23 protein-coding genes and 1 pseudogene are annotated in these 23,228 nt (G+C 69.0%); 14 read left to right on the forward strand and 10 right to left on the reverse strand.

Annotation, left to right across the window (positions count from 1 at the left end; genetic code table 11):
- Positions 1-58: 58 nt before the first annotated feature.
- The 4 genes and pseudogenes from AC5L36_RS39160 to AC5L36_RS39175 form a co-directional block, all read right to left on the reverse strand.
- The gene (locus AC5L36_RS39160; RefSeq protein WP_441223749.1) at positions 59-325 is read right to left on the reverse strand and encodes a hypothetical protein; all 267 of its coding nucleotides are present in this window, start codon (positions 323-325) and stop codon (positions 59-61) included.
- Between the two features lie 253 nt (positions 326-578).
- Positions 579-1,181: pseudogene (locus tag AC5L36_RS39165) on the reverse strand (sugar isomerase domain-containing protein); the annotation flags it as partial.
- 157 nt (positions 1,182-1,338) lie between these two features.
- Entirely contained in the window at positions 1,339-2,028 is a 690-nt protein-coding gene (locus AC5L36_RS39170; protein WP_441223750.1) for a response regulator transcription factor, read from the reverse strand.
- Complete coding sequence (locus AC5L36_RS39175; protein WP_441223751.1) at positions 2,025-3,245, reverse strand: sensor histidine kinase; 1,221 nt, start codon at positions 3,243-3,245, stop codon at positions 2,025-2,027. The genes AC5L36_RS39170 and AC5L36_RS39175 overlap by 4 nt, the downstream gene beginning before the upstream one ends.
- Before the next feature lie 201 nt (positions 3,246-3,446).
- Between AC5L36_RS39175 and AC5L36_RS39180 the strand changes: the two genes are divergently transcribed.
- From AC5L36_RS39180 to AC5L36_RS39230, 11 genes are all read left to right on the forward strand, one after another.
- Positions 3,447-4,244 (forward strand): ABC transporter ATP-binding protein, encoded by a 798-nt coding sequence (locus tag AC5L36_RS39180; RefSeq protein ID WP_441223752.1) that lies wholly within the window; start codon positions 3,447-3,449, stop codon positions 4,242-4,244.
- Positions 4,244-6,496 carry an ABC transporter permease gene (locus tag AC5L36_RS39185; protein WP_441223753.1) on the forward strand — a complete coding sequence of 751 codons (2,253 nt, stop codon included), beginning with the start codon at positions 4,244-4,246 and terminating at the stop codon, positions 6,494-6,496. The genes AC5L36_RS39180 and AC5L36_RS39185 overlap by 1 nt, the downstream gene beginning before the upstream one ends.
- A gap of 317 nt (positions 6,497-6,813) precedes the next feature.
- Complete coding sequence (locus tag AC5L36_RS39190; RefSeq protein ID WP_441223754.1) at positions 6,814-7,473, forward strand: RraA family protein; 660 nt, start codon at positions 6,814-6,816, stop codon at positions 7,471-7,473.
- Between the two features lie 5 nt (positions 7,474-7,478).
- On the forward strand, positions 7,479-8,621 hold the full coding sequence (locus tag AC5L36_RS39195) for a pyridoxal phosphate-dependent aminotransferase (protein ID WP_441223824.1): 1,143 nt from the start codon (positions 7,479-7,481) through the stop codon (positions 8,619-8,621).
- Positions 8,622-8,644: 23 nt separating this feature from the next.
- Positions 8,645-9,262, forward strand: coding sequence for a TetR/AcrR family transcriptional regulator (locus AC5L36_RS39200; protein WP_441223755.1), 618 nt, complete (start codon positions 8,645-8,647; stop codon positions 9,260-9,262).
- A 282-nt stretch (positions 9,263-9,544) separates the two neighbouring features.
- Entirely contained in the window at positions 9,545-10,657 is a 1,113-nt protein-coding gene (locus AC5L36_RS39205; protein ID WP_441223756.1) for a DUF3500 domain-containing protein, read from the forward strand.
- Between the two features lie 19 nt (positions 10,658-10,676).
- Positions 10,677-12,464 (forward strand): gamma-glutamyltransferase family protein, encoded by a 1,788-nt coding sequence (locus AC5L36_RS39210; RefSeq protein ID WP_441223757.1) that lies wholly within the window; start codon positions 10,677-10,679, stop codon positions 12,462-12,464.
- A gap of 14 nt (positions 12,465-12,478) precedes the next feature.
- Positions 12,479-13,183, forward strand: a complete 705-nt coding sequence (locus AC5L36_RS39215) for a YoaK family protein (protein ID WP_441223758.1) — start codon at positions 12,479-12,481, stop codon at positions 13,181-13,183.
- Between the two features lie 18 nt (positions 13,184-13,201).
- The gene (locus AC5L36_RS39220; RefSeq protein ID WP_441223759.1) at positions 13,202-14,596 is read left to right on the forward strand and encodes an MFS transporter; all 1,395 of its coding nucleotides are present in this window, start codon (positions 13,202-13,204) and stop codon (positions 14,594-14,596) included.
- The gene (locus AC5L36_RS39225; protein WP_441223760.1) at positions 14,593-15,828 is read left to right on the forward strand and encodes an FAD-dependent monooxygenase; all 1,236 of its coding nucleotides are present in this window, start codon (positions 14,593-14,595) and stop codon (positions 15,826-15,828) included. Before AC5L36_RS39220 ends, AC5L36_RS39225 begins: the two co-directional genes overlap by 4 nt.
- Before the next feature lie 118 nt (positions 15,829-15,946).
- The gene (locus tag AC5L36_RS39230; protein WP_441223761.1) at positions 15,947-16,444 is read left to right on the forward strand and encodes a hypothetical protein; all 498 of its coding nucleotides are present in this window, start codon (positions 15,947-15,949) and stop codon (positions 16,442-16,444) included.
- Between the two features lie 284 nt (positions 16,445-16,728).
- Here the strand turns inward: AC5L36_RS39230 and AC5L36_RS39235 are convergent, their stop codons facing one another.
- Entirely contained in the window at positions 16,729-17,148 is a 420-nt protein-coding gene (locus AC5L36_RS39235) for a YfbO family protein (protein ID WP_441223762.1), read from the reverse strand.
- Between the two features lie 323 nt (positions 17,149-17,471).
- Entirely contained in the window at positions 17,472-18,095 is a 624-nt protein-coding gene (locus AC5L36_RS39240) for a TetR/AcrR family transcriptional regulator (protein ID WP_441223763.1), read from the reverse strand.
- Positions 18,096-18,230: 135 nt separating this feature from the next.
- On the opposite strand from AC5L36_RS39240, the gene AC5L36_RS39245 reads away from it, so the two are divergent.
- The 3 genes from AC5L36_RS39245 to AC5L36_RS39255 all read left to right on the forward strand — a co-directional run bounded on the left by AC5L36_RS39245 (position 18,231) and on the right by AC5L36_RS39255 (position 20,397).
- Complete coding sequence (locus AC5L36_RS39245; RefSeq protein WP_441223764.1) at positions 18,231-19,061, forward strand: SDR family NAD(P)-dependent oxidoreductase; 831 nt, start codon at positions 18,231-18,233, stop codon at positions 19,059-19,061.
- Positions 19,062-19,328: 267 nt separating this feature from the next.
- The gene (locus tag AC5L36_RS39250) at positions 19,329-20,042 is read left to right on the forward strand and encodes a DedA family protein (RefSeq protein WP_441223765.1); all 714 of its coding nucleotides are present in this window, start codon (positions 19,329-19,331) and stop codon (positions 20,040-20,042) included.
- 223 nt (positions 20,043-20,265) lie between these two features.
- A complete protein-coding gene (locus AC5L36_RS39255; protein ID WP_441223766.1) occupies positions 20,266-20,397 on the forward strand; it encodes a hypothetical protein in 132 nt (43 codons plus the stop codon).
- On the opposite strand, the gene AC5L36_RS39260 is transcribed toward AC5L36_RS39255, so the two are convergent.
- The 4 genes from AC5L36_RS39260 to AC5L36_RS39275 all read right to left on the reverse strand — a co-directional run bounded on the left by AC5L36_RS39260 (position 20,394) and on the right by AC5L36_RS39275 (position 23,102).
- Complete coding sequence (locus AC5L36_RS39260; RefSeq protein WP_441223767.1) at positions 20,394-20,579, reverse strand: hypothetical protein; 186 nt, start codon at positions 20,577-20,579, stop codon at positions 20,394-20,396. The genes AC5L36_RS39255 and AC5L36_RS39260 overlap by 4 nt on opposite strands.
- Before the next feature lie 31 nt (positions 20,580-20,610).
- Positions 20,611-21,405, reverse strand: coding sequence for a site-specific integrase (locus AC5L36_RS39265; RefSeq protein WP_441223768.1), 795 nt, complete (start codon positions 21,403-21,405; stop codon positions 20,611-20,613).
- A gap of 160 nt (positions 21,406-21,565) precedes the next feature.
- On the reverse strand, positions 21,566-21,973 hold the full coding sequence (locus tag AC5L36_RS39270) for a trimeric intracellular cation channel family protein (RefSeq protein ID WP_441223769.1): 408 nt from the start codon (positions 21,971-21,973) through the stop codon (positions 21,566-21,568).
- A gap of 85 nt (positions 21,974-22,058) precedes the next feature.
- Positions 22,059-23,102, reverse strand: a complete 1,044-nt coding sequence (locus tag AC5L36_RS39275) for a hydroxyacid dehydrogenase (RefSeq protein ID WP_441223770.1) — start codon at positions 23,100-23,102, stop codon at positions 22,059-22,061.
- Positions 23,103-23,228 lie beyond the last annotated feature (126 nt).

Here is a 23,228-nt window from a genome sequence, read left to right on the forward strand (position 1 = left end):
CAAGCCCCAGACAGCTTCTCGAAGCCGGCGGCGGCCACGCACCGACGCCCTGGCCGGGCTACGCCGACCGCAGCCGGAGAAGGCTGCCCGCGGCGGGCGGCAGTGACAGCACGACGTCGGGGCCGGCGATCGGCTGGTAGGTCTGGATCCGCGGGTCGAACCTGTCGGCCGTGCAAGCTTCGCGGTCCAGCCTAACGATGACCGTGCTGGCGTCTCGATGGCTCGCGTTGCAGACGAACAGCTGCCGATCCGGACCGGTGCCGGTGAAAGTGCCGGCGATGGCGGAGCCCTCAATGGAGCGGATCCACGAATCCGGGCGGAACACGTCCGCGCCCCGTGGCACCTGGTCGATGTGTCCGACGTGGACGGACCGCAGATCGCGCAGCTGGTGGGCGACCGGCGTGAGAGCACCCTGGGGTCGACGGTGTCGACGAACTCGCCGACGTAGTCCTCGTACGGCCCGGTCAGTTGCCGGTGATCACCAGGTTGGCGCCCGAGGTCCGCGATCTCCTGGTACCGCTGGACGGTGGTTTCCTCCGGCGGTGGCGGCCAGAACACCGCGATCGATGGTTCGATGCTCACAGGGCGCTCCGGTTGATGCGGCCCTTGTAGCGGGCTTCCAGCCGCTGGTTGTGCTCGTCCGAGCCGGCGATGTTGGCGGACAGGTATATGGGTGGCGGAAACCCGCGGGCGATGAGCCGGTCGATGGCGTGGGCGACCATCATCTGCACGGCCATGGCCGAGGTGATCGACGAGACCGCGCAGACCGGGCCGTGCTCTGTCTCGAGTACGGCATCCCCGTAAGGCGCTCGGTTGTCGATGACGATGTCCGCGATCTCGAAGAGTCGTTTCCCGGAAGGATGCCGCGAGCTGATCGCACGTGAATGCTCTAGCGAGGTGATGGCGATGACGGGCAGTTGGTTCTCCTGGGCAAGCCTTGCCATCTCGACGGTCGATCCGTTGCCGCCGGAGTTCGAGGCGATGACGAACGCGTCCGACGGGCCGATGTCGTGCAGTTCGAATACGCGTCGCGCGGTGTCCGGATCCCGTTCGGCGTATGTGTCCACGCTTTCGGGCGCGGCGCCGCCGAGGATCACCAGGTCGCGGAGCGCGAGCTTGTTGGTGGGCACGAGGCCGCCCGCGCGGCCGGCGACTTCCAGGGCGACCGCCTCGGAGTGCCCGGTGCCGAAAGCTGACTAGGCTTCGCTGGGCCGGAACGGCCACCAGCCCGCTTCTCTTTCGGGTGTACGTCGCGTCTTACGCCGATCGAGTCGGAGGGTTGGCTGTTGGCGCAACTGAGGGTGTTGCGTGGCGCTTCACTGGCTCCTCGTTTGGCCGTCACACCTGGTTGGTGCTGCCGTTGGGGTCGGCGCGGGCAAGACCGGTCTGGTAGGCGATGACGACGAGTTGGGCGCGGTCGCGTGCCTCCAGTTTGGTCATGGCGCGCTGCACGTGGGCGCGGACGGTGAAAGGGCTGAGATACATCCGGTCGGCGATCTCCATGTTGGACAGACCGGTCGCGACAAGAGCGACCATTTCGCGTTCGCGCGGGGTTAGTGCGGCGAGTTGTTCGGGATGGCGTGGTGTGGTGTCGACCGGCGTGGCGAGGAAGCGGGCCACCAAGGAGCGGGTCGCGGCCGGGGACAGGAGGGTGTCGCCGTCGGCGATCGTACGCACGGCGTTCAGTAGCTCTTGGGCCTCGATTCCCTTGCCGATGAAGCCGCTGGCCCCTGCGCGTAGGGCCTGTGCGACGTACTCGTCGGTCTCGTAGGTGGTGAGGATCAGTACGCGGGTGGCACGCAGATCCGGATCGGCGCAGATCTCCAAGGTGGCGGTGAGGCCGTCCATGTCGGGCATCCGGATGTCCATGACCACCACGTCGGGACGTAACTCGCGGGTCAGGGCCACCGCCTCCCTGCCGTCGCTTGCCTCGCCGACCACGGCGATGTCGTCGGCGCTGTCGAGGAGAGTGCGGAAAGCACCGCGTAGCAACGCCTGGTCGTCGGCGAGGATCACTCGGAGCGTCACAGCGTATCCCTGGCCTCTGCTGGTGCTCCGTCAGTCCTCCGTGCTGTGTTCTCGGCAGCTGGAAGAGGCAGGTGGGCGGAGACGAGGAAGCCTCCCTGGATGCGCGCGCCAGCCGTGAGGGTTCCGCCGACCGCGGTTGCTCGTTCACGCATGCCGATCAGACCGTAGCCAGGTGGGCGCTCCGGCGTGGGAGAGCCCTTGCCGTCGTCGGTGACGGTGACGGTCACGTGGTCGCGGTGCCAGGCGAGGCGCACCTGGGCGCTACTGGTGGGAGCGTGCTTGGTCACGTTGGTCAGGGCCTCTTGGATGATGCGGTAGGCAGTCAGGTCCACTGCCGGTGGTAGCGGCCTGGCTGTGCCGTCCTCGTTCATCGACACCTCCAAGCCTGCGCGGCGGAACGCCCTCAGCAGGGTGGGGACCTGTGACAGCCCGGGCGCCGGATCGGTGGGTGCGGATGTGTCGTCGGGCTGGCGCAGCAGACCGACGGTGGCCCGCAGGTCGTCGAGCGCCTGGCGGGTGGTCTTGACCAGTTCCTCGAGGCTGACGCGGGTCTGCTCCGGGCGGGTGTCGAAGAGGTGGGCGGCGACGGCGGCCTGCGCGTTGGCCAGGGTGATCTGATGGGCCACCAGGTCGTGCAGCTCGCGTGCGATGCGGACCCGTTCCTCGGCCACCTTCCGGCGGGCCTCGCTGTCCCGACGTTCCTCGGCCCGACGCGCCCGCTCCTCCATGAGCGCCAGGTAGGCCCGCCGGTGCTGCGCCGAGCGGCCGAATACGGCGGCCACGAGCGGCGACGCGGCCACGGTTACCAGCCTACTTGTGTCCTCCCACGAGAAGTCGGTCTCGAAGAAGGGGGTGAAGGCGACCAGCAGCGCAGCCGATGGGAGCAGGACCGCAGCCGCTACCCGCAGTTCGCGGCGTACGGCGAGCGAGTAGGCGCTGATGAGTGCGGGGGCCACGATGAGTGGGCTGGGCAACAGGCCCAACGGCGCGACGAGCATGCCGCACACGGTGGTGGCCATGGTGGTGGCTATGGGCGCGCGGTGCCGCGCTGGGAGCATCGCCGACGACACCGCGGCGATGAGGTAGGTCGGCGCCGGTGGCGGCGCCAACGTGTCGTCGTCGTGCAGCAAACCTCCGAGCAGGCAGAGCGCGAACGCTACCGCGACGACCGCTGCCTCCCGCCACCACCACGCCCTCGACATTGACCGACGCAGCACACGGCCAGGGTACGGGACGGTCACCCCGTACCGGCTGCGTACGCGTGTAGTGCGTCTGCACTAGAAGCAGTTTGGGGCTGGTCCGCGTGCACCAGGCGAAGACGGTTTCGGCAAACGATGTGCGGCACCGCGGTGGACGACAGGGTTGGTGAGTGAATCGTCCGGCACCGGGTCGGACGGCAAAGCGGCGGGGAAGAAACGTTGAAGGACACCGGAGACATCACCGACGCGGTGCGGCTGACGGCCGTCCGCAAGGTCTACGGGAGGCGCGACAACCAGGTGGTCGCGCTCGATGGCGTGACGACGCGGTTCGGCCGAGGAACGTTCACAGCGATCATGGGGCCCTCGGGCTCCGGCAAGAGCACCCTGCTGCAATGCGCGGCCGGGCTCGATCAGCCGACGTCGGGTTCGGTTCGGATCGAGGAGCACGAGCTCAGCGAGATGAACGAGACCGAGTTGACGAAGCTGCGCCGAGACCGGATCGGCTTCGTCTTCCAGGCGTTCAACCTGCTGCCGGTCCTCACCGTGCGGCAGAACGTGACGTTGCCGCTGCGGCTCGCCGGCCGCAAACCGGCCCGGGGCCGGGTCTCGACCGTCCTGGAGCAGGTTGGCCTGGCCCAGCGGAGCAACCACCGTCCGGCGGAGCTGTCCGGTGGGCAGCAGCAGCGGGTCGCCATCGCTCGGGCGTTGGTCAGCGAACCCGCCGTCATCTTCGCCGACGAGCCGACTGGCGCGCTGGACACAAGGACCGCGCGTGACATTCTCGCGCTGCTGCGGCACGCGTCACAGGCGGCCGGCCAGACGATCGTGATGGTGACCCACGATCCGGTCGCGGCTTCGTACGCCGATCGCGTCCTGTTCCTCGCCGACGGGCGGCTGGCTGGTGAGCTGGACGCGCCGACTCCTCAGTCCGTGGCCGACCGGATGACCCACCTGGGTGCTTTCGCCGACGAAGGCCCGCTCCCGCGGTTGGCGACGAGCCGGGGAGGGCAGCGCTGATGCTGGCGTTCGCGTTGCGCACCCTGCGGTTTCGCGCGGGCATGTTCGTGGCGGCCTTTCTCGCCATGTTCATCGCAGCGGCCATCATGATGGCTTGTGGCGGCCTGATCGAGACCGGCATCCGCACGGCTGTGCCGCCGCGCCAGATGGCCTCGGCCGACGTCGTCGTCGCCGGCGACCAGGAATACCACGACTCCGGCGGCGACCCTGACGAACCGCCGATCCTGCCCGAGCGGGTCCGGATCGACGCGGGGCTGGCCGACACGATCGCGGCGCTGCCCGGTGTGCGAAAGACCGAAAGCTTCGTCTTCGAGGGTGACCCGCCGGCGGGTACGGTCGACGCGATCGGTGTGATCGCCAAGCCGGGAGTGGACATCGGCGAGCTCCGGGAGCGGATCGACGCCGAGTTGGACCGCGGGACCATCACCCTGGTCGGTGACGAACGCGGGCAGGCCGAACTGCGCGAGGCCAAGGCGAGCGGCGTCACGGTGATGGCCCTGGCCGGAGTCCTCACCGCCTACGCGATCCTGGTCTCGATCTTCGGGGTGGCTTCCATGCTCGCCCTCGCGATCGCCCAGCGCCAGCAGGACCTGGCGTTGCTGCGAGCCGTGGGAGCGACACCTCGTCAACTGCGCCGGCTCATCCTTCGCGAGACGCTGCTGCTGTCCCTGCTCGCCACCGCACTGGCCTACCTCCCGGGCCAGTTCCTGGGCGAGCTCGTGTTCGACCAACTGGCCGAGCGCGGGATCGCCGCGGAGGGCGTGGTCTTCCATCAAGGCTGGATCCCGACCGCGGCCGCCATGGCGGTGGCGATCCTCGCGGCCTTGGCCGGTGCCTTGGGCGCCGGCAGAAGGGCGTCGCGCGTCAAGCCGACCCAGGCGCTCACGGAGGTCTCCGTCGAAGGCAGGCTGATCGGCGCCGGGCGCTTGCTGCTGGCGGTGATCTTCCTCGGCGGTGGGCTGGCCATGACCATCGTGACCATCGCCGTGATGAGTGGACCGCTCACGCCGGCCACCGCCGCACCTGCCGTGATCCTCCTCGCCATCGGGTTCGCCTCGCTGGCACCCGTGCTGACCAAGGTCACAACCTTCGCCGTGCAGTGGCCCGTGCGCGCCTTGGGTGGGGTGACCGGCCAACTCGCCGTGCTCAACGCACGCGGCCGCAGCGGCCGGATGGCGGCCGTGATGGGGCCGGTCATCCTGCTGACCGCAGTGTCGACCGGCATCCTGTACCTACAGGCGACCAACGACCAGGCTGATCGGCGCAGCTTCGCCGACAACCTGGTCGCCGACGCCGTGGTGACCACTCAGGACCGCTTCGACGCAGACCTGGTGGAACGGATCGACGACCTGCCGAGCGTCGCCGGCGCCTCGGCGTACGTCGACAGTGTCGGCTTCATCGAGAGTCCGAAGGACAGCTCTCCGATGAACGAGGGCTGGACCCTTCAGGGCGTCACCGCCGAGGGCGCCGACGCCACCACGCCGGTCCAGGTCACCGCGGGCAGCATCGCCGACCTGCACGACGACACGATCGCGATCGAGGACCAGCACGCCGACACGCTGGGCGTCGATGTCGGCGACACGATCAGGCTGCGGATGGGCGACAACACCGCTCTCGACGTACGGGTGGCCGCGCTGTTCTCCGCTCCGGACGACTACGACACCCTGTTGCTCCCCGCCGACACCCTGGCCGCCCACACCACCGAGGGATACCCGACACGCATCCTGGTCAGATCTGGCCCGAACACCGACCCCGAGCAGCTGGTGGCGGACCTGACCGAGGTGACCTCCGCCGAGAAGGGACTGGCCGTCACCGGACGCGACGTCCTGTTGAGGGAGCATGACGACCAGAAGCAGACCGCCAACTTCGCGATCTACATCATGGTCCTCATGATCGCCGGGTACGCGGCGATCACGGTGATCAACACTCTGGCGTCGAGCACAGCGGCGAGGCGGCGGGAGTTCGGGTTGCAGCGGCTCGCGGGCTCGACTCGAGGCCAGGTGCTGCGGATGGTCGGCCTGGAGGGCGCGATCCTGGCCGCCAGCGGCATCGCGCTCGGCACGGTTGCCGTGATCGGAGTCCTGGTGCCGGTCAGCCTCAAGCGCCTCGACTCGGTCGTACCCGCTGGCTCCCCGTGGATCTATGTTTCGACGGCCGCACTCGCCGTCCTGCTGACGCTCGGAGCCATGCTCCTGCCCGCGTGGCGGGCGACGCGTGGCCGGCCGGCCGAGGCGGCGCTCGCCATCGAATAGCCTCGGCACACCTCGGCCTTTTGAGAGCCTCACGCTGCGGGCGCGGCGATGCAGGGAGCGGCCTTCGGTCCGCTGCGGGTCTATCCCACTCACGCCCTATTTCCAATCCGATGTGAGTCGCAGAGGAGGTCCGGAGGTCATCGAGGTGGGCCATCCGGACCTACTTCGCGGTTTCTGCCGCTCCGTTGAGGCCGCTCCGGGCTGACTCCCTCCGCGCGTTGAGCAGCTCGGGCAGCTCGGGTCGTTGTAGCCGGACGCCTCGTGGGCTATGGTTCTCCTATCTGAGATGACTCTCTTATTTGAGAACGGAACCCACGGTGTTCATTGTTGCGGCGACGGACAGGCTGTTCATCGCTCCGAGCTGGGATCGCATGGCGGTGGCGAAGACTCGCCGTCTGGGGCAGGTGCCGGCGGCCAACGTCGGCGACGCGTTGCAGCGGATGACCGTCATGGACGGCGGCATCCGGCTGTTCACCGAGCGCGCCGCGCTACTTGGAAACGCGCTGACGGTGGACGTGCGGTCGGGTGACAACCTGGCCATCCACCGGGCGCTCGACGAGGCCCGACCGGGCGATGTCCTGGTGGTCAACGGGCACGGGGACATGACCCGTGCGCTGATCGGGGACCTCATCGGTGAGATCATGGTGAATGCCGGGGTCGTCGGCGCGGTGGTCGACGGTGCCGTCCGCGACGTCCAGGCGCTGTCCGAGCTGGGCCTGGCCGTCTACGCGCGTGCGGTCACCCCCGCCGGACCTTTCAAGGACGGGCCCGGCACCATCGGTGCGCCGGTGGCGGTCGGCGGCGTGGTGGTGGCAGCAGGTGACGTTCTTGTCGGTGATTCCGACGGCGTCGTCGTCGTTCCACGGCACCGCGTGATGGAGGTCGTGGAGGCGGTCGACGGGATCGGCGAGAAGGAGGAGGCGCTCCGGCAGCGCATCCTTGCCGCGCGCGCCGGCCGTGCGGCGGTGGCCCTGTGACCACCATGGTGCCCGCCCTCCGGATGGAGGAGCTGCGCCGCTGCTCGCGGCGCCCGGCCCTTGGCCCGGCACCGCCGGGGGCTGTCTCCCTTGCCATGGGCGAGCCGGACTTCCCGACACCGTCACCGGTGATCGAGGCCGCCGCGGCGGCCTTGCGCAGGGGAGACACGCACTACGCCGACCAGAAGGGCCTGCCGGAGCTGCGCGCCGCGTTGGCGTCCAGGCTGCCGGCGCATCCGGGCCGGACGTGGACCGCGGAGGACGTCGTGGTGACGCACGGCGCGACTGCCGCGCTGGCGGCCACCGTGCTCGCGATGATCGACCCCGGCGACCGTGTCGTCATTCCGGAGCCCGCCTACTCGCTCTACGCCGATCTGGTCGTTTTCGCCGGGGGGACGGTGGACTTCGTCCCGCTCGCCCCGGACCTGCATTGGGACCTCGACGCGTTGGCCGCCGCGCTTCCCGGGGCGGCGATGATGATGTTCTCGAATCCGTCGAACCCGACCGGCATCGTGCACCGCGAGGAGGAGCTCGAGGCCCTCGGGAAGCTGCTCGACGGCTCCGACACCCTGGTCGTCAGCGATGAGGCGTACCACCGGCTGGTCTATCCGGGGCATGTGTTCACCTCGGCGTTGGAGATCGAATCGCTGCGCGATCGGACGGTGTACGTGCAGACGTTCTCCAAGACCTACGCGATGACCGGCTGGCGCGTTGGGTACCTGACCGGGCCGCGTGCGGTGGTGGACGCGGTGGCGCACGCGCACCGGACCTACAACGGCTCGTTGAATACGGCGGTCCAGCACGCGGCCCTTGCTGCTCTTGATCTGCCGGACAGCGTCGTTGATGCCATGGTCGACAGGTACCGGCAGCGTCGCGAGCTCGTGGTCGCCCACCTGTCCGGCATTCCCGGGCTGCACCTGGTTCCGCCGGAGGGAGCGTTCTACGGGTTCCTTCGCTACGACGCCGACCTGCCCTCCGAGGCGGTCGTTCGCGAGCTCGCCGAGCGGGAGGTGATGGTGCGGGCCGGCGCCGAGTACGGGCCCTCGGGCGAGGGGCACGTCCGGATCTCGTTCGCGGCCTCTGAGGAGGAGCTGCGGACCGGCCTGGCCCGCATCGTCCGTCATCTCGGCGATGAGAGAATCCAATGAGGTTCGGCGAGGGCGGAGGGGCCATGACCGATCAGCAGGCCTCCCGGCGCGGCGGGCGCCAGCCACGCAGTGACACCCGCCGCAACCGTCGGCGCCTCCTCAAGGCCGTCGGCGAGCTTGCCCGGGAGGCGCCCGATCAGCTCACCATGCAGGCCGTCGCGTCCCGCGCGGAGGTCGGCCCAGCTACCGCCTACCGCTACTACTCCTCGCTGGACGAGGTGCTCGCGGCTTATGTGCTCAGCGTCGTCGAGGAGCTCCGCGATTTCAGTGCGGCATCGACCGCGGAAGGGCGACCGCTGTTCGATTCCGTCGTGAACAAATGGGTGGACCTGCTTGCCGAGCACGGGCCGGCATTGGTGCAGCTCCGATCCAGGCGAGGTTATCTGGAGCGGCTCCATGATGGGAACGAGATCATGGTCGCGGTGCGGGATGCCTGGAGCAGGCCGGTGGAGGGGCTGCTCGACGACATCGGCCTCCCGGACAAGATGATCGAGTACGCCGTGTTCCTCGCCAACATGATGTTCGACCCGCGGGAAATCCAGGATCTGCTACAGGAGACGGACCTGTCCCGCCCCGAGGTCATCACGCGGCTGACCGAGGCCTACGGCGGCGCGCTGCGTGGATGGGCCCGGGCCGGCTGATCGTCCCGGGCGCAGGCGCCGACCCGACGAACTCGGCGCCGGGCTCCGGCGGTGCGCGGCTGTTCCGTGCGCGGCGCACTTGCTGCTGATCCGGTTACTCAGCGGTGGCGAGCGCGGCCTTTCCCGGCACCTCTTATGTGATAAGATCCTCTCAAGTCAGGGATGTCTCTCGCTATTTCTCGACAGGGGTAGCAGTGGTAAGGCAGCAGGTTGAGCGCGAACCCGGCGCGACGCACGCATCGACTACAAGGGCGTGCCCGCGACCGATGCAGGTCCGCCACAATGACTGACGCCGCTGGCGAGGTCGGGAGCCGTATGGCCGAGGCCGCCCAGGCGTGGCTGGACTCCCTGGACGCGGACCAGCGCACGGTGGCGGTCGGTCCGGCGCCGGGCGCCGACGGTGTGGCCGAGGCCGAGCGCACCCGCTGGTTCTACACGCCCACCGATCACGGCGGGCTCACCTTTCACCAACAGCGTCCTGCCCAGCATCGGCTGGTGATGCGGCTGGTCGCGAGCGGACTGTCCGAGGCCGGGTACACCACCGTCGCCACCGTGCTCGGCCTGGAAAACGTGCTCGACCGCGTCGAGAGCTTCTCGGTGAACTGGGGGCGGGAACGCACCCGCGACCCCGGCATGTACTACCTGCGGGTCTTCGGCGAGCCCGGCGGGCGGCGACCGTGGGGATGGCGGTTCGGCGGCCACCACGTCTCGCTCAACAACCTCGTGGTGGACGGGCGCGTCGCCGCCACCACGCCGTGCTTCCTGGGCGCGGACCCGGCCGTGTCGCCGCTGCTGGGCGGCGCGACGCTGCGCCCGCTGGGGTCGGCCGAGGAGCTGGCCCGCGAGCTGGTTCGCTCACTGCGCCCCGAGCTCGCCGCCCGCGCGGTGCTGCTGGCACGCGCTCCGAACGACATCGTGGCGGGCAACAGCACCCGGATCCACGACCGCGTGGTGAAGCGCCGCGAGCTCTGGCGCCCCGGCCAGCACACCCCGGACCGTGCCGAGGACCCGGCCACCGGCCTCGACGGTACGGACCAGCGGGCGGTGGCCCTGACCCCGATGCCCAAGGGCGTGCCGGGCGCCGAACTCGACGCCGCGCAGCGGGAGCTGCTGCGGGCCCTGCTCGGCACCTACCTCGACCGCGTACCGGCCGGGGTTTCCCCGCTGCCCCGCTACGACGACCCGGCGGCGCTGGACGCCGTGCACCTCGCCTGGGCCGGCTCCACCGCGGCGGGAGAGCCGCACTACTACCGCCTGCAAGGCCCGCGGCTGCTCGTCGAGTGGACCAACATCCACCGCGGCGTCAACCACGCCCACGCCGTGTGGCGGGACCCGGAGACCGACTTCGGCGGCGACGTCCTCGCCGCCCATCACGCCGCCCACCACCCGCGATGAGAAACGGGACGTGACAGACATGGACGCTCCAGCCCACAAGACGCGTCCCACGCTGCGGGGATCCTTTGGCATGTGCGCGTCGACGCACTGGCTGGCCTCCGCGACGGCCCAGTCCGTGCTGGAGCGGGGCGGAAACGCGTTCGACGCGGCGACGGCCGGCGCCTTCGTGCTGCACGTGGCCGAACCCCATCTCAACGGGCCGGGCGGTGACCTCGTCGCCGTGTTCGCGACCGCGGCGGGATCGTCTCCGCTCGTGCTGGCGGGGCAAGGCCATGCCCCGCGGGGAGCCACGATCGAGCACTTCCGGGCCGAAGGGCTGGACCACGTCCCGGGCGCGGGCGCCCTGGCCGCCGCCGTCCCGGGCGCCGTCGACTCCTGGCTCTGGCTGCTCGCCGAGTTCGGCACCTGGGAGCTCACCGACGTCCTGGCCTACGCGATCGACTATGCGGAGCACGGAGTTCCGGTCGTACCCCAGTTGGCACGCGTCCTGGCCACGGTCGAGGATCTCTTCCGGACGCACTGGCCGACGTCGTACGCGCTGTGGATGCCCGGAGGACAAGTCCCGCAACCGAATGCGACCCTCGGCAACCCCGCCTACGCCCAGACCCTGCGCCGGCTGAGCACCAGCGGCGCCGGCGAGACGAGGACAGCCCGGATCGAATCCGCGCGGCGCGCCTGGCGAACCGGGTTCGTGGCGGCCGCCGTGGCGAAGTTCGCGGCGACGCCGCATCGACATTCCTCGGGCGGGGACCACGCCGGAGTGGTCACCGCCGCCGACTTCGCCGACTTCCTTCCGTCCGTCGAGCCCGCGCTCACCGCGGAGTTCCGGGGGATCACGGTGGCGAAGGCGGGCTTGTGGTCCCAGGGTCCCGTGCTGCTGGAGGCCCTGTCCATGCTCGACCACTTCGACGACGAACAGATCGATCCGTCGACCGCCGGGGGCATACACACCATCACCGAGGCTTTGAAGCTGGCCATGGCCGACCGGGAGGCGTTCTACGGAGACCTGGATCCGGCGGATGCGCAGGCCGTGGTGCGCCGCCTGCTGTCCCCGCGGTACGGCAAGGAGCGTGCCGGCCTGATCGGCCCGGTCGCGTCGACCGCGTTCAGGCCCGGTGACATCGGCGTCACACCGTACACACCACCGCTGGTCACCGATCAGCACGCGGTTCGGGCCGACGGCGTGGGAGAACCCACCGTGCAACAGACCGGGCAGACCCGGGGCGACACCTGCCACATCGACGTCGTGGACCGCTGGGGAAACATCATCTCCGCCACACCGTCGGGAGGGTGGCTCCAGTCCTCCCCCGCCGTGCCGGAACTCGGTTTCGCGCTCGGCACACGGCTCCAGATGACATGGCTGGACCCGGCCGCCCCGTCACGCCTGGCGCCGGGACGGCGGCCCCGCACGACGCTGTCTCCGACCTTGCTGCTGCGCGACGGCCGGCCCGTGGCCGCGCTCGGCACACCGGGGGGTGACCAGCAAGACCAATGGCAACTGATCTACCTGGTGCGCACGCTCGCCCTCGGGCTGGATCCGCAGGAGGCGATCGACGCACCCGCGTTCCACACCACCTCGGTACCGAGTTCGTTCTGGCCGCGGACCTGGACGCCCGGCGGATTGGTGGTCGAGGAACGAGCGGGCGGGGCCGTCGTCGACGAGTTGCGCGAACGTGGCCACGACGTGACCGTCTCCGGACCGTGGAGCCAGGGCCGGCTGTCAGTCGTCACACGTGATCCGGACAGCGGCGTCCTCCAGGCGGCGGCGAACCCGCGCGGTGCACAGGGTTACGCGGCGGGGCGGTGAGCGTGCGACAGCGCGTGACGCCTCTGGGGCTGATGCTCGCCCTTACCTTCGCGACGGGCGTCGTGGACGCTGTCGGGTACCTGCGCCTGGACAACGTGTTCGGGGGCAACATGACCGGCAACGTGGTCATCCTCGGCATGGCGGCCACAGGCAGGACGGGGCTGCCGGTCCTCGGTCCGGTCGTGGCGCTGGTGTCCTTTCTCGTCGGCGCAGCCGTTGCCGGGCGGGTGCTGCGCACCGCCGCGCCGAACTGGAGCCCCCGGTGCACGGTCCTGCTGGGCGGCGTCGGACTGGTTCTGGCCGCCACGGCGCTCAGCATGGCCGTGACCGGGGTGGGAGCCCCTACCGCCCGCGCGTCGATGACGTCGTCGCTCGCCCTGGCCATGGGCGTACAGGCGGCGACGGCCCGCCACCTGGGCGTGAAGGACGTCACGACGGTGGTCGTCACCTCCGTGCTGACCGGCCTCGCGGCCGACTCCCGGCTGGGAGCGGCCCGCGGTCAAGCGGCGTTGCGTCGAGGCGCGGCCGTCACGCTCATCGCCATCGGCGCGGTCACCGGCGCGGCGCTGTGCCAGGTGCACGAAGGTCTCGCGGTAGTAGCGGCAGCGCTCGTCGTGCTGGCGGTGACCGGCCTCGGCCACGCCTCCGCTCGCTCCACCGACCGCGGGGCGGCAGCCACGACCGCATCGGCCATGTCTCCAATCGCGATCAGCCCCTGAGGAAAGGTAGGGACGTCCATGACCGCGCCTCTGGCTCCCCCGCTCCGCATCGGAAGGTCCGCTGTCGGGGCCGTCAGCATCCTGGCTGGCGCCATCGGAACCCTGGAGTCGGTGGTGTCACCGACACTCCCGCTGTTGCAGCGCGAACTGTCGATCAGCCCCGCCCAGGGGGCACTACTGAGCATCGCGATGCTCGTCACCGGTGCTCTTACCGCGCCCATCGCAGGCGTCCTTGGTGACCGTCACGGCGGTAAACGGGTCATGATCTGGCTGATGGTCGTGGTCTCGGCCGGCGGCCTGGTGTCCTCGCTGGCGCCGAACCTGCCGGTGCTGCTGCTCGGGCAGGTCCTGGAAGGCGCGATGGTGGGCGCGATGCCACTCTCGTTCATCCTGATCCGCAAGCTCCTCCCAGCGGAAGAGTCTCCGGTGGCCATCGGCATGGTCAGCGGCTTCTTCGTGGGCGGCGGCATGCTGGGGACGCTGATCGCCGGACCCATCGCGGAAGGGCTGTCCCGGCACTGGATGTTCGCGATACCGACGTTCGCGGTCGTCGTGGCCACCGTGTTCGTCCACAGGCTGTTGCCGGACGATCAGCCGACCCGGTCGGACGCTCGGATCGACTGGCCCGGCGTGGCCCTCCTGAGCGGCATCGTGCTCACGCTCATGTTCGCGCTCGCCACGGCGCCCGACATGCCCTCCCAGCCACTCCTGCTCGTCGTCGCCGTCGTGCTTCTGGCCGCCTTCGTGACCGGATGGATAGCCGTCGAACGCCGTGCGGCCTCGCCGATGTTCGACCTTCGCCTGCTCGCCACGCCCGCGATCTGGCGATCCTATGTGCTCACATACGCCCTTTGCGTAGGTGCCGCGCTGTCGATCTATCTCGTTCCGCAGCTGCTCGCGGTGTCCGGCGACGGGTACGGCTTCGGGGCCAGTTCCACCGACATCGGGCGGTACCTGTTGCCCGCCGCCGCGATGGCGGCGATCAGCGGGCCGCTGGGCGGGCTCGCGGCGCGGCGTTTCGGCTCGACCGCCGTGGTCGCCGCCGGCATCGCCGTCATGACGGCCAGCCTGATCGGCATGGCGTTCGTCCACACCGAGGTCTGGCACCTCATCGTCGGCAAGGCGCTGATCAGCCTCGCCAATGGCGCCTGCATCACGGCGCTGGTCATCAAGACCGCCACCTCCGTCGACCATGGCACCACCGGTACCGCCACGAGCCTGGTCCTGGTGATCCGCGTGCTCGGCTTCGCCACCGGCGCACAGATCGGCGGCGCCGTCCTCACAGCCGGCACCCCCAATGGATCGGACGTCCCGGCCGAATCCGCCTACGTCGCCGCCTTCGTCATCGCGAGCGTCGTCACGGCGCTGTCCCTGGTTGTCACCCGTTCCATGAACAAAGGAGTCAAGCAATGACGGGTACCCGTACCGCGCCGAGGCGCAAGGTCCTCATATCCGGGGCCAGCATCGCGGGACCCACCCTCGCGTTCTGGCTCAACCGCTACGGATACGCGGTCACGGTGGTAGAGAAGGCGGGCACACTTCGCGGCGGCGGTTATCCCATCGACGTGCGCGGCACCGCGCTCGAGGTCGTCCAGCGGATGGGGATCCTCCCGCGGCTGCGAGACGCACACATCGACCTGCGCCGGCTGACCTTCCTCAACAGCGACGGCAGCGAGGTGGTCTCGCTCAAACCGCACGCCGTCACCGGCGGTGTCGAGGGACGGGACCTGGAGGTGCGGCGCGGGGACCTGACCGACGCTCTTTACACGGCGGTCCGTGACGACGTGGAGTTCTTGTTCAACGACTCCATCGACACCCTCGACCAGACCGGCCACGGCGTCGACGTCAGCTTTCGCGGAGGCAGCCGGCGCACGTTCGACATGGTATTCGGCGCCGACGGCGTGCACTCACGTACCCGGGAGTTGTTGTTCGGCCCCGAAGAGCAGTTCCACCGGTACCTCGGCTACTGCTTCGCCGTGTTCACCATGCGCAACACCTTCGGGCTCTCCCACGAGACCGTGATGTGGAACACCCCAGGCAGAGCCGCGGCACTCTACGCCGTGGGGGACAACGACGACGTGCACGCCTTCCTGAACGTCGCCCAGCCGGAACCGCCGTTCCACGCGTTCTCGAACCCGGACGCCCAGCGGAAACTGCTCGCCACGGTCTTCGCCGACGCCGGATGGGAGATCCCAGGCATGCTGGCCGCCATGCACGACGCGGACGACCTGTTCTTCGACGGAGTCAGCCAGATCCACATGCCCCACTGGTCCAGCGGCAGGGTCGCGCTGGTGGGCGACGCCGCGTACGCGCCCTCGTTCCTCACCGGACAGGGCACCAGCCTCGCGCTCGTCGGCGCGTACATGCTCGCCGGTCACCTGGCCGACCGGGACCACGCCACGGGCTTCGCCGCCTACGAAGACAACACCCGTGACTTCGTGACCATGAACCAGGGGCTGGCCGGCAAGGGCGGTGCCACACTCTTCCCGACCACCGCCCAGGAACTGGAGCAGCGCAACAACAGGCTGCGCAAGCTCAGCGCCATGCCCCCCGCGACCGGACGACCGGCCCACTCGGCCCTCACCCTGCCCGAATTCACGGCCAGAACGTACACAGGATCCCGGATGCTCGGCTCGAGCTCCTAGCGGGCGGGCGCCATGGCATCGCCACCGAGTTCGCGGACGTCTCACGACTTGGGCTACGGCCTCACCTGAACGGCGTGCCGCCGTCCGTCGGACACTCGCTCACAGATAGGAAAACAGCATGCTGACCGAAACACATCCGAACGCCCAGTGGCTGTCGGATGTCTACCGTGGCGGTGCCGCGATTGCGTCCGATCCGAACCTCGACGAGGACGAGCGGGAGCGCCGCCAGAAGGAGCACGCGCAGGTGATCATGAGTCGCATGTCGCCGAACATGATCATCCACACCGGCGGCGTGCGGCTCACTGTTACCGCCGGCATGGACTTCCTGACGAAGTACCACAAGCGCCGGGCGATGCTCTCGGACGTGAACGTGCAGCCCCTGGGCTTCGATCAGATCCTCGCCGACGACTACTACGGCATCGTTCACGGCACGTTCCGAACGGCGCGCGGCGACGTCGTGTGGACGCGCGTGGGGATGGGCGCGTGGCGGTTCGAGGACGGCATCGCAGTCGAGCACTGGGAGCTGTCCAACGGGCCGAAGTGGGACGAGTTCTTCCTCGCAGGCGATCCCGATTTCAACGGCTCGGCGCTCGAGTTCTGGACGCGAGGCGTCTAAGAGCGGTTTGAATAACGCGGTCAGGTTGCTTGTGGCGCCGGTGGCCGGCTGCGTGCATGGCCCGGCAGGCGCCGGGGTGGTAGGTGCACCAGCGCCCGCGACAAGGTAGAAACTCATGGCAGGGGTCGTTGGGGTGAGGCGTGGTTTGGTCGCCAGTTCTCGTACCTAACGACCCCGCCTCACGTCAGCGCGACACGCCGTCCACGACCCACGCGAACATCGACCAAGGCGCCCGGGACCACCGCCCCAACGGGTTATTCAAACGGCTCTTACAGCGGCAGCGGTCAGTCCCACCACAGGGTTATCAACCTGGCGCCGGCCGGGATGTGAATCGGGTGGGCTGGGGGTTTGCCCGTCCACCATTCGGTGGTCGGCTCCTCCGGTTGGAGTTCCCGTGCCCAGGCGGCGACTTCGGAGGCGGCGGCGGTGGTGACCACGTAGACGTGGTCGCTGAAGGGCCACTCGTTGTCGTCCATGACCTCGCTGATGCCGACCCAGACGTCGAGAACGTCCGCCCGGTCGCGGATGGTGCGAAGGATCGCGTAGAAGCGTTCCGGGCCGGGATGCTCGGTCAGGTTGCAGCCGATCGATCCGATGTCGTTGTTGCCGTCGAAGAACATCTCCAGGCTGACGACCGGTTCCGGCCCGTCCGCAGAGTCGTATCCGCGTTGGCTGGCAATCTCGGCGAGCAATTCATGGAGCACGGTGTTCTCCCGGGTGGTTGATGACCAGGATCGGTCGCACCTTGATCGTGGGTAGTTGGGGGCGCGCAGTGTCGACTACAGCCGGTCGGTCCATGTTGGGGCGGAGCTTCATCGTTCAAGGTCGGGCGTTGAGCGGTCGCACTCGCCGCGCAGGCATGGCCGGCGAAGTCCAGGATGAAGCGGATGCGTCTTGGCCAACTCCTGCCGCTAACCGAGAGTAGGCGTGAGGTGTACAGCGCGACTGAAGTCGACGGGAGCTCCGTGAAAGCAGACAAGGGTGCTGTCTGCTGGGACGGCCGAAGTCTGGAGAACGACGGTTGGCTTCACTGAACCCCGTCAAGCTCGCGGGGGTCGTTGACGATAGCGGCGGCTGGATGGGAACTATGTTGTCGCGGGCCGGCGCCGTATAGGAGCGTGTCGATGATCCGGCTGGCCAGGACGTCGGGGTCGGTCTCGGCGTCGTCGCCGTGTAGGGACTCGCCGATGAGCGCGTAGTACACCCGTCGGGTCCAGTCGAGATCTGCCTGCGCGTCGAGCACGCCGAGGTCCCGCACGCGACCCAACAGCTCCAGGCAGCGGTGTACCACCTGCTGCTGCATCTGGGCGACGAGTGAACCGGAAGGGGCTGGCTGTCCGAGCGCGAACCCCCAGCTGACCTTGGTCCGCAGGACGTTGACGGTGATCTGATGCAACGCCACCAGCGGGGGCGCTGTCTCCGGCCGGCCGGACTCGACGGCGTCGAGCAGCTGCTGCACGGCCATGGCGGCCATGGCGTCAACAAGCGCCTGCCGATTGGCGAACCGCCGGTGGATCGTCGTGCGAGCCACCCCAGCGGCCTCGGCGACCTGCTCCAACGACGCGGCTGGGTTGGTGCTGAGCACCCGGTCGGCAGCCTCCAGGATCGAGCGCACGCTGCGCTCGGCGTCGGCGCGCAACGGCCTGGTCATCGCACTCTCCTCTACTTCACGTCTGGCTGAACGGTACACGACCGTTGCCTATTTCTATCAATCTGCAACACCTCTGTTGCATATAGCCAAGAAACTGCTACGCTTCAGTCGTACATCTAGTGGATGGAGAAGTTGATGGAAAACCATGAGCAGACCCGCACCGCCCTCGTCACCGGGGCATCGGCAGGACTCGGCGCTGAATTCGCCACCCAACTCGCCGAGCGTGGACACAATCTCGTCCTCGTGGCCCGCTCCGCGGACCGCCTGCAACGACACGCCGAGCACCTACGCGCCACGCATGGCGTACGGGTCGAGGTAATCGTCCAGGACCTCACCGCACCGGACGCCACGACCCGGATCAGCGCGGACCTCGCCGCGGCCGGGCTCACCATTGATGTACTGGTCAACAACGCCGGCTTCGGCACCGCCGGCCGGTTCGAACAGATCCCCGACGGGCGGGACCAGGAGCAACTGATGGTCAACGTCGTGGCCCTCGTCGGCCTTACCCGCGCCCTCGTTCCCGGCATGCTCGCCAGGGGCCGAGGCTCGGTCATCAACGTCGCCTCGACGGCAGGATTCCAACCCTCGCCCTACTTCGCCACCTACAGCGCGGGCAAGACATTCGTGCTCAACTTCAGCCTCGCGCTGCGATCGGAATACCGCGGCCGCGGCGTACGTGTCCTGGCGCTTTGCCCAGGCCCGACCCAGACCTCCTTCTTCGACACAGTCGGCGAACGAGCCGCCCTGGGCGGGAAAATGATGCCCGCGCACACGGTCGTGCACGCCGCCCTCGCCGCCCTCGACCGCGACCGGGCGTACGTCGTACCAGGCCTCGGCAACTCCCTCAACGCGCACCTCACACCCCGACGCCCCCGCCGACTCGTCACCGCGATCGCCAAGCTGGTCACCCGGTCAGTCCTGGACACGCCCGCACCGGCGGAGCCGAAGCAGCCGCAGGCGGCGTAGGCCCTGAACACCTGATATGCGCGTCGACTGCCTCACTGGTCGCTGCACGAAGGTCTACACCTCGACGCCCGGGCCGCCGGCATCGCCGCGATGCGATCGGGGCCGCAGGTCACGTACGCACGGCTCCCCGGGCGCTAGGCGATAAGGCACCCGCCCATCCGCCCTTCACGCGCGCACCGGGTCCGGCAAACCACACAAGACGACACCGATGATCGTCTTGTGGCGGGGGGCGTCCATGCCCGACCGACCACATTGGAGTGTACCGCTATGACCAGCGTTCTGAGTATCCTGACGACCCCGCCCGCACCGATCCAGCTAATTGTCGCGGCGGCGATCCTCATCGGCGAACCGGCGCTGCTCGCCGGCGTGGTCCTTCCCAGTGTCACCGCGGCACTGGTACTGGGATTCCTCGCCTACACCGGGGTGGTCCCGCTGCCCATAGTGTTGGCAACGGCGGCGTCGGCGGTCATCTGCGGTGACGCGATCGGTTACTTCGTCGGACGACGGCGGGCACGACGCGGGCCCGCCACGCGGCAGCCCTCTGCCGGTGGCCACCCGGCAAGCGACAAGCCGCACCAGTACTGGACCCGCGTGTACGGCCGAATCCAGCGGTCCATCGGGACCGTCCACCGCCCCCGCGCCGCGCGGCTGGTCGCCCGTCACGGCGGCCGGACGATCTTCCTGGCCCGCTGGATCATGGGTGCCCGGACTCTCGTACCCCGCCTTGTCGGCGAAGGGCAAACCTCCGTCTGGGGATTCGCGCGATGGAGCGTGCCGGCGGGCCTAGCGTGGTCGACCTCGTACGTGCTGGTCGGCTATCTGGGTGGTGGCTCCCTAGACAACCTCTCCGCGCTCATGTCCCAGGCATCCCTGGCGATCGTCGCTCTGATCCTCACGGTCAGCGGCGCAGCGATCCTGCTCCGGCGCTGGGTACGACGTTCTCCCGCGAAAGCCACAGCCGCGGCGGCCAGCGCCGCCTAGGGCCTTGCCCTCGACCTCGCGAACGACCTCGTCCGGTCCGGCGGCACGACAGGCTCCGTCGGCGTGCCAAACGGCGTGGACCGTGTCGACCTCTACCGGCTGTTCCGCCACAACATCACACGGAGGGCGGGGTTAACCCGCCCTCCGTTACACGGAGCCCTTCCTTCTTTGCGCTGCGGAATATGTCTGGTTCAGAAACTCACGAATCGCCGACACCCTCGGCTTGCTGCTCGCCGTCATCGTCACCGCCGCCAGCCTCAGCGACAACGTCATCGGCACCCACCTGCTCGACCAGGCCAAGGCCACCCATCCCACCCTGTGCTTCTGGCGGGTTTCATTCGTCGCGGTTGTTTAGGGTTGGCTGCTCTTGTTCGCGCCATCGATCAGGAAGAGCAGCTCCAAAAGGCCGTCGGTGTCATTCAGTCGCGAGACTTCGGCCAGGTCCTGCCACGCCGATGGGTGGCCGAGCGGACCTTTGCCTGGATCAACCGCTGCCGGCGCACCGTGCGCGACTACGAAGCCCTGCCCGAACACCACGCCGCCATGGTCCAGTGGGCCATGGTCATCATCATGACCAGACGCCTGGCCCGCTACCGAACCCGGCCCCGCCAACCCTCCCGACGAGCAGCATGACCGGTAATGGCCGGCCGTTGCGGTAGCGCAGCAACGGCCCGTTCCGGTCGCCGTCACCTCTTTCCGCGTGGTGCGCGACCAGGTGCCGCATCAAGGTTGGCGAGACCGGTTGCCAGCGAGACGTGCCACCCTTCTCACGAAGGAAGACCAGGCATTGGTCGGTGTCCAGGTCCCGCGGTCGAAGCGCGAGCGCGCCGCCGCGCCGGCAGGCAGTTTCCGTGTGTAGCCGGATCAGCAGGCTGTCCAGGGCCGGGTCATTACCGGTCGTCGCCGCGACCTCGTTGATCTCCGCCAGGCGCGTGTCGCCGATCGCTCGCCGGGTGCTCGGTAGCCGGCGCGGTTTGGCGACTTTCAATGCCGGGTTGTCGGCGGCGTCCAGATAGCCGTCATCGACTGCCTTCCGGTACAGGCAGCGCAATGCGGCCACCAGGTTCTCGGCGGCCGACCGCCCACCTCTGGAGTTGCTTCGTACCACCACGTTGGCCTGCGCCTGGACGCGGAGCTGCTCGATCTCGGACGGGCGGGGCTCGTCGATCCGCCGATCGCCCCATGCTTGCACCACCCGGTTCCAGTACGAGCCGTACGCGCGCAGCGTCCCCGGCGACACCGCGGCCGCGACAACCGGCACGTACTCGGCAAACGTCGGCGCCACGGGCCGCGGTGGTCGTACCTCGAGCAGGTCGGCCGGGGAGATGCCCATCCTCTCGAGCAGCAGCCGGGCGGCCGCCACGGCGGGCAGCGGAAGCGGGCCGCAGCACCGGGCCAGCGCTAAGACGGCCACCACGAGGGGAGGCCGGGATCACGGGCGGCACCGGCGCGATGGTCATACGGACCACCGCCGTGCCCATACGACCGGCCCCGAACCCGGGCACGAGTACAGAAGCAGGTGTTCAAGTGGCTTTGAACACCAACACGGGAAACTGCGCACCCATGCGGAAAATCGGTGTCCGAGGCCGGATCGATACCGTAACCCCACACGAGCAGCAGCCTGACGTCCACATTGCCATTGGACCGTAGATCGGCGGGTCCGCTCGCGCGAGTAGCGGCTGCAGCAGCATGCCGAGGATCGCTGAGGCGCCGGCCACCGGCAGGTACCAGTTTTTCCGGATCACGACGGAGGGCTGGTTGAGCAGTATGTCGCGGAGCAGGCTGCCGCCGAGCGATACGGCGAGCCCGATGACGATGACGCCGAGTATGTCGATGCGGCGGTGCCTCTCGCCGGCCGCGAACAGGGCGCCTTGGAGGCCGCCGAGCCCGGCGGCGAGGAGCTCTATCCACAGCGTCACCTGAAACGACATGGGGTCACACTCTTAGCCTCTACCTACCACCATAGGGGCGACAAACTACCGCCAGGGATCGGCTGGGTACGCCGACGGCGAACGGTCATGCGCGTAGCGCCGTTTCGGCAGCGCGGACCTCGTGTAGCAGCGGCTGGCCCGCGACGAAGCGACCGACCTCGTCTACTACCAGCCGACCGACGCGGCGCCGCTCGAGTCCGATACTGCCGGCGATGTGTGGGGTTAGCACCACGTTGGGCAGCATATAGAGCGGCGAGCCCGGCTCGGGTGGCTCGGGATAGGTCACGTCGAGGAGCGCGAGTACGTCCTGACGCCGGCGCAGGACCCGGATCAGCGCCGGCTCGTCCAGCACCGCACCGCGTGCGGTGTTGATGATTGTGGCACCCTCGCGCATGGAGGCGAGCAGTTCCTCGGTGATCAGTCCCGAGGTCTGTGGCAGGGACGGCGTGTGCACAGTGATCACGTCGGCGCGATGAAACAGTTCCTCGATTCCCACGAGCTCGACGCCGAGAGCGGCCGCACTCGCGGCGTCTACGTACGGGTCGGCGGCAAGCACATGAACGTCGAGTGTGGACAGCCGTTGGGCCACCAGGCGGCCGATCAGGCCGAGTGACAGTATGCCGACCGTCGAGCCGAACGTTCCGGGCGCCGTCGGCTGGGATGGGAACCGGCCGAGCCGGCGTACCGCGCGTTCGAAGCGGTGGGCGTGCTTAAGTGCCAGCGTCACCTGCGCGAATGTGAACTCGGCGACTGGCACCGCGTTGGCGGCGGCGGCCGACACGATCTGGATGCCGGCGGCCCAGAACTCGTCGGTGACGATCGGCCGCACCGATCCACCGCCGTAGAAGACCGCACGGAGCCTGGCCGCGTGGGATAGCAGAGTGCGGTCAAGGCGGGGGCCGCCCCAACCGGTGACGAGCAGCTCGACGTCGGCCAGTAGCGCCGGTCGCGTGCTGACCTGCTCGACCGTCGCGTCCGGGCCGGCCCAGCGAACCAGGCGGTCCAGGCGGGCGCGTTCGTCCGGTCCGTATACGTCGTCGACCAGGTCGCGCGGCATGACCAGCAGCGCCGACGGACGGTGCGGCGCGTCGGCGAGCACCGGTGACGAGGCTCGGGGTGATGGGGACAACGCACAGCTCCTTCGTGATCGGCCAGGCTGAGTGGGAAAGCCCGGCAGTACCGACGCGAGTCATCGCCCGCGTGCCGGCACCAGGGTCGGTGCGCCGCCGTAGGTGTGGGCGGCGCACCAACCTCG

The sequence above is a fragment of the Phytohabitans sp. LZ39 genome (genome assembly GCF_059359075.1).

Bases quoted from the DNA above. Each gene is read 5' to 3' on its own strand.
- AC5L36_RS39205 (WP_441223756.1), top strand. From the start codon at position 9,545: ATGACTGACGCCGCTGGCGAGGTCGGGAGCCGTATGGCCGAGGCCGCC.
- AC5L36_RS39240 (WP_441223763.1), bottom strand. From the start codon at position 18,095: ATGACCAGGCCGTTGCGCGCCGACGCCGAGCGCAGCGTGCGCTCGATC.
- AC5L36_RS39225 (WP_441223760.1), top strand. From the start codon at position 14,593: ATGACGGGTACCCGTACCGCGCCGAGGCGCAAGGTCCTCATATCCGGG.
- AC5L36_RS39195 (WP_441223824.1), top strand. From the start codon at position 7,479: ATGGTGCCCGCCCTCCGGATGGAGGAGCTGCGCCGCTGCTCGCGGCGC.
- AC5L36_RS39200 (WP_441223755.1), top strand. From the start codon at position 8,645: ATGACCGATCAGCAGGCCTCCCGGCGCGGCGGGCGCCAGCCACGCAGT.
- AC5L36_RS39270 (WP_441223769.1), bottom strand. From the start codon at position 21,973: ATGTCGTTTCAGGTGACGCTGTGGATAGAGCTCCTCGCCGCCGGGCTC.
- AC5L36_RS39185 (WP_441223753.1), top strand. From the start codon at position 4,244: ATGCTGGCGTTCGCGTTGCGCACCCTGCGGTTTCGCGCGGGCATGTTC.
- AC5L36_RS39245 (WP_441223764.1), top strand. From the start codon at position 18,231: ATGGAAAACCATGAGCAGACCCGCACCGCCCTCGTCACCGGGGCATCG.
- AC5L36_RS39250 (WP_441223765.1), top strand. From the start codon at position 19,329: ATGACCAGCGTTCTGAGTATCCTGACGACCCCGCCCGCACCGATCCAG.
- AC5L36_RS39230 (WP_441223761.1), top strand. From the start codon at position 15,947: ATGCTGACCGAAACACATCCGAACGCCCAGTGGCTGTCGGATGTCTAC.
- AC5L36_RS39220 (WP_441223759.1), top strand. From the start codon at position 13,202: ATGACCGCGCCTCTGGCTCCCCCGCTCCGCATCGGAAGGTCCGCTGTC.
- AC5L36_RS39210 (WP_441223757.1), top strand. From the start codon at position 10,677: ATGGACGCTCCAGCCCACAAGACGCGTCCCACGCTGCGGGGATCCTTT.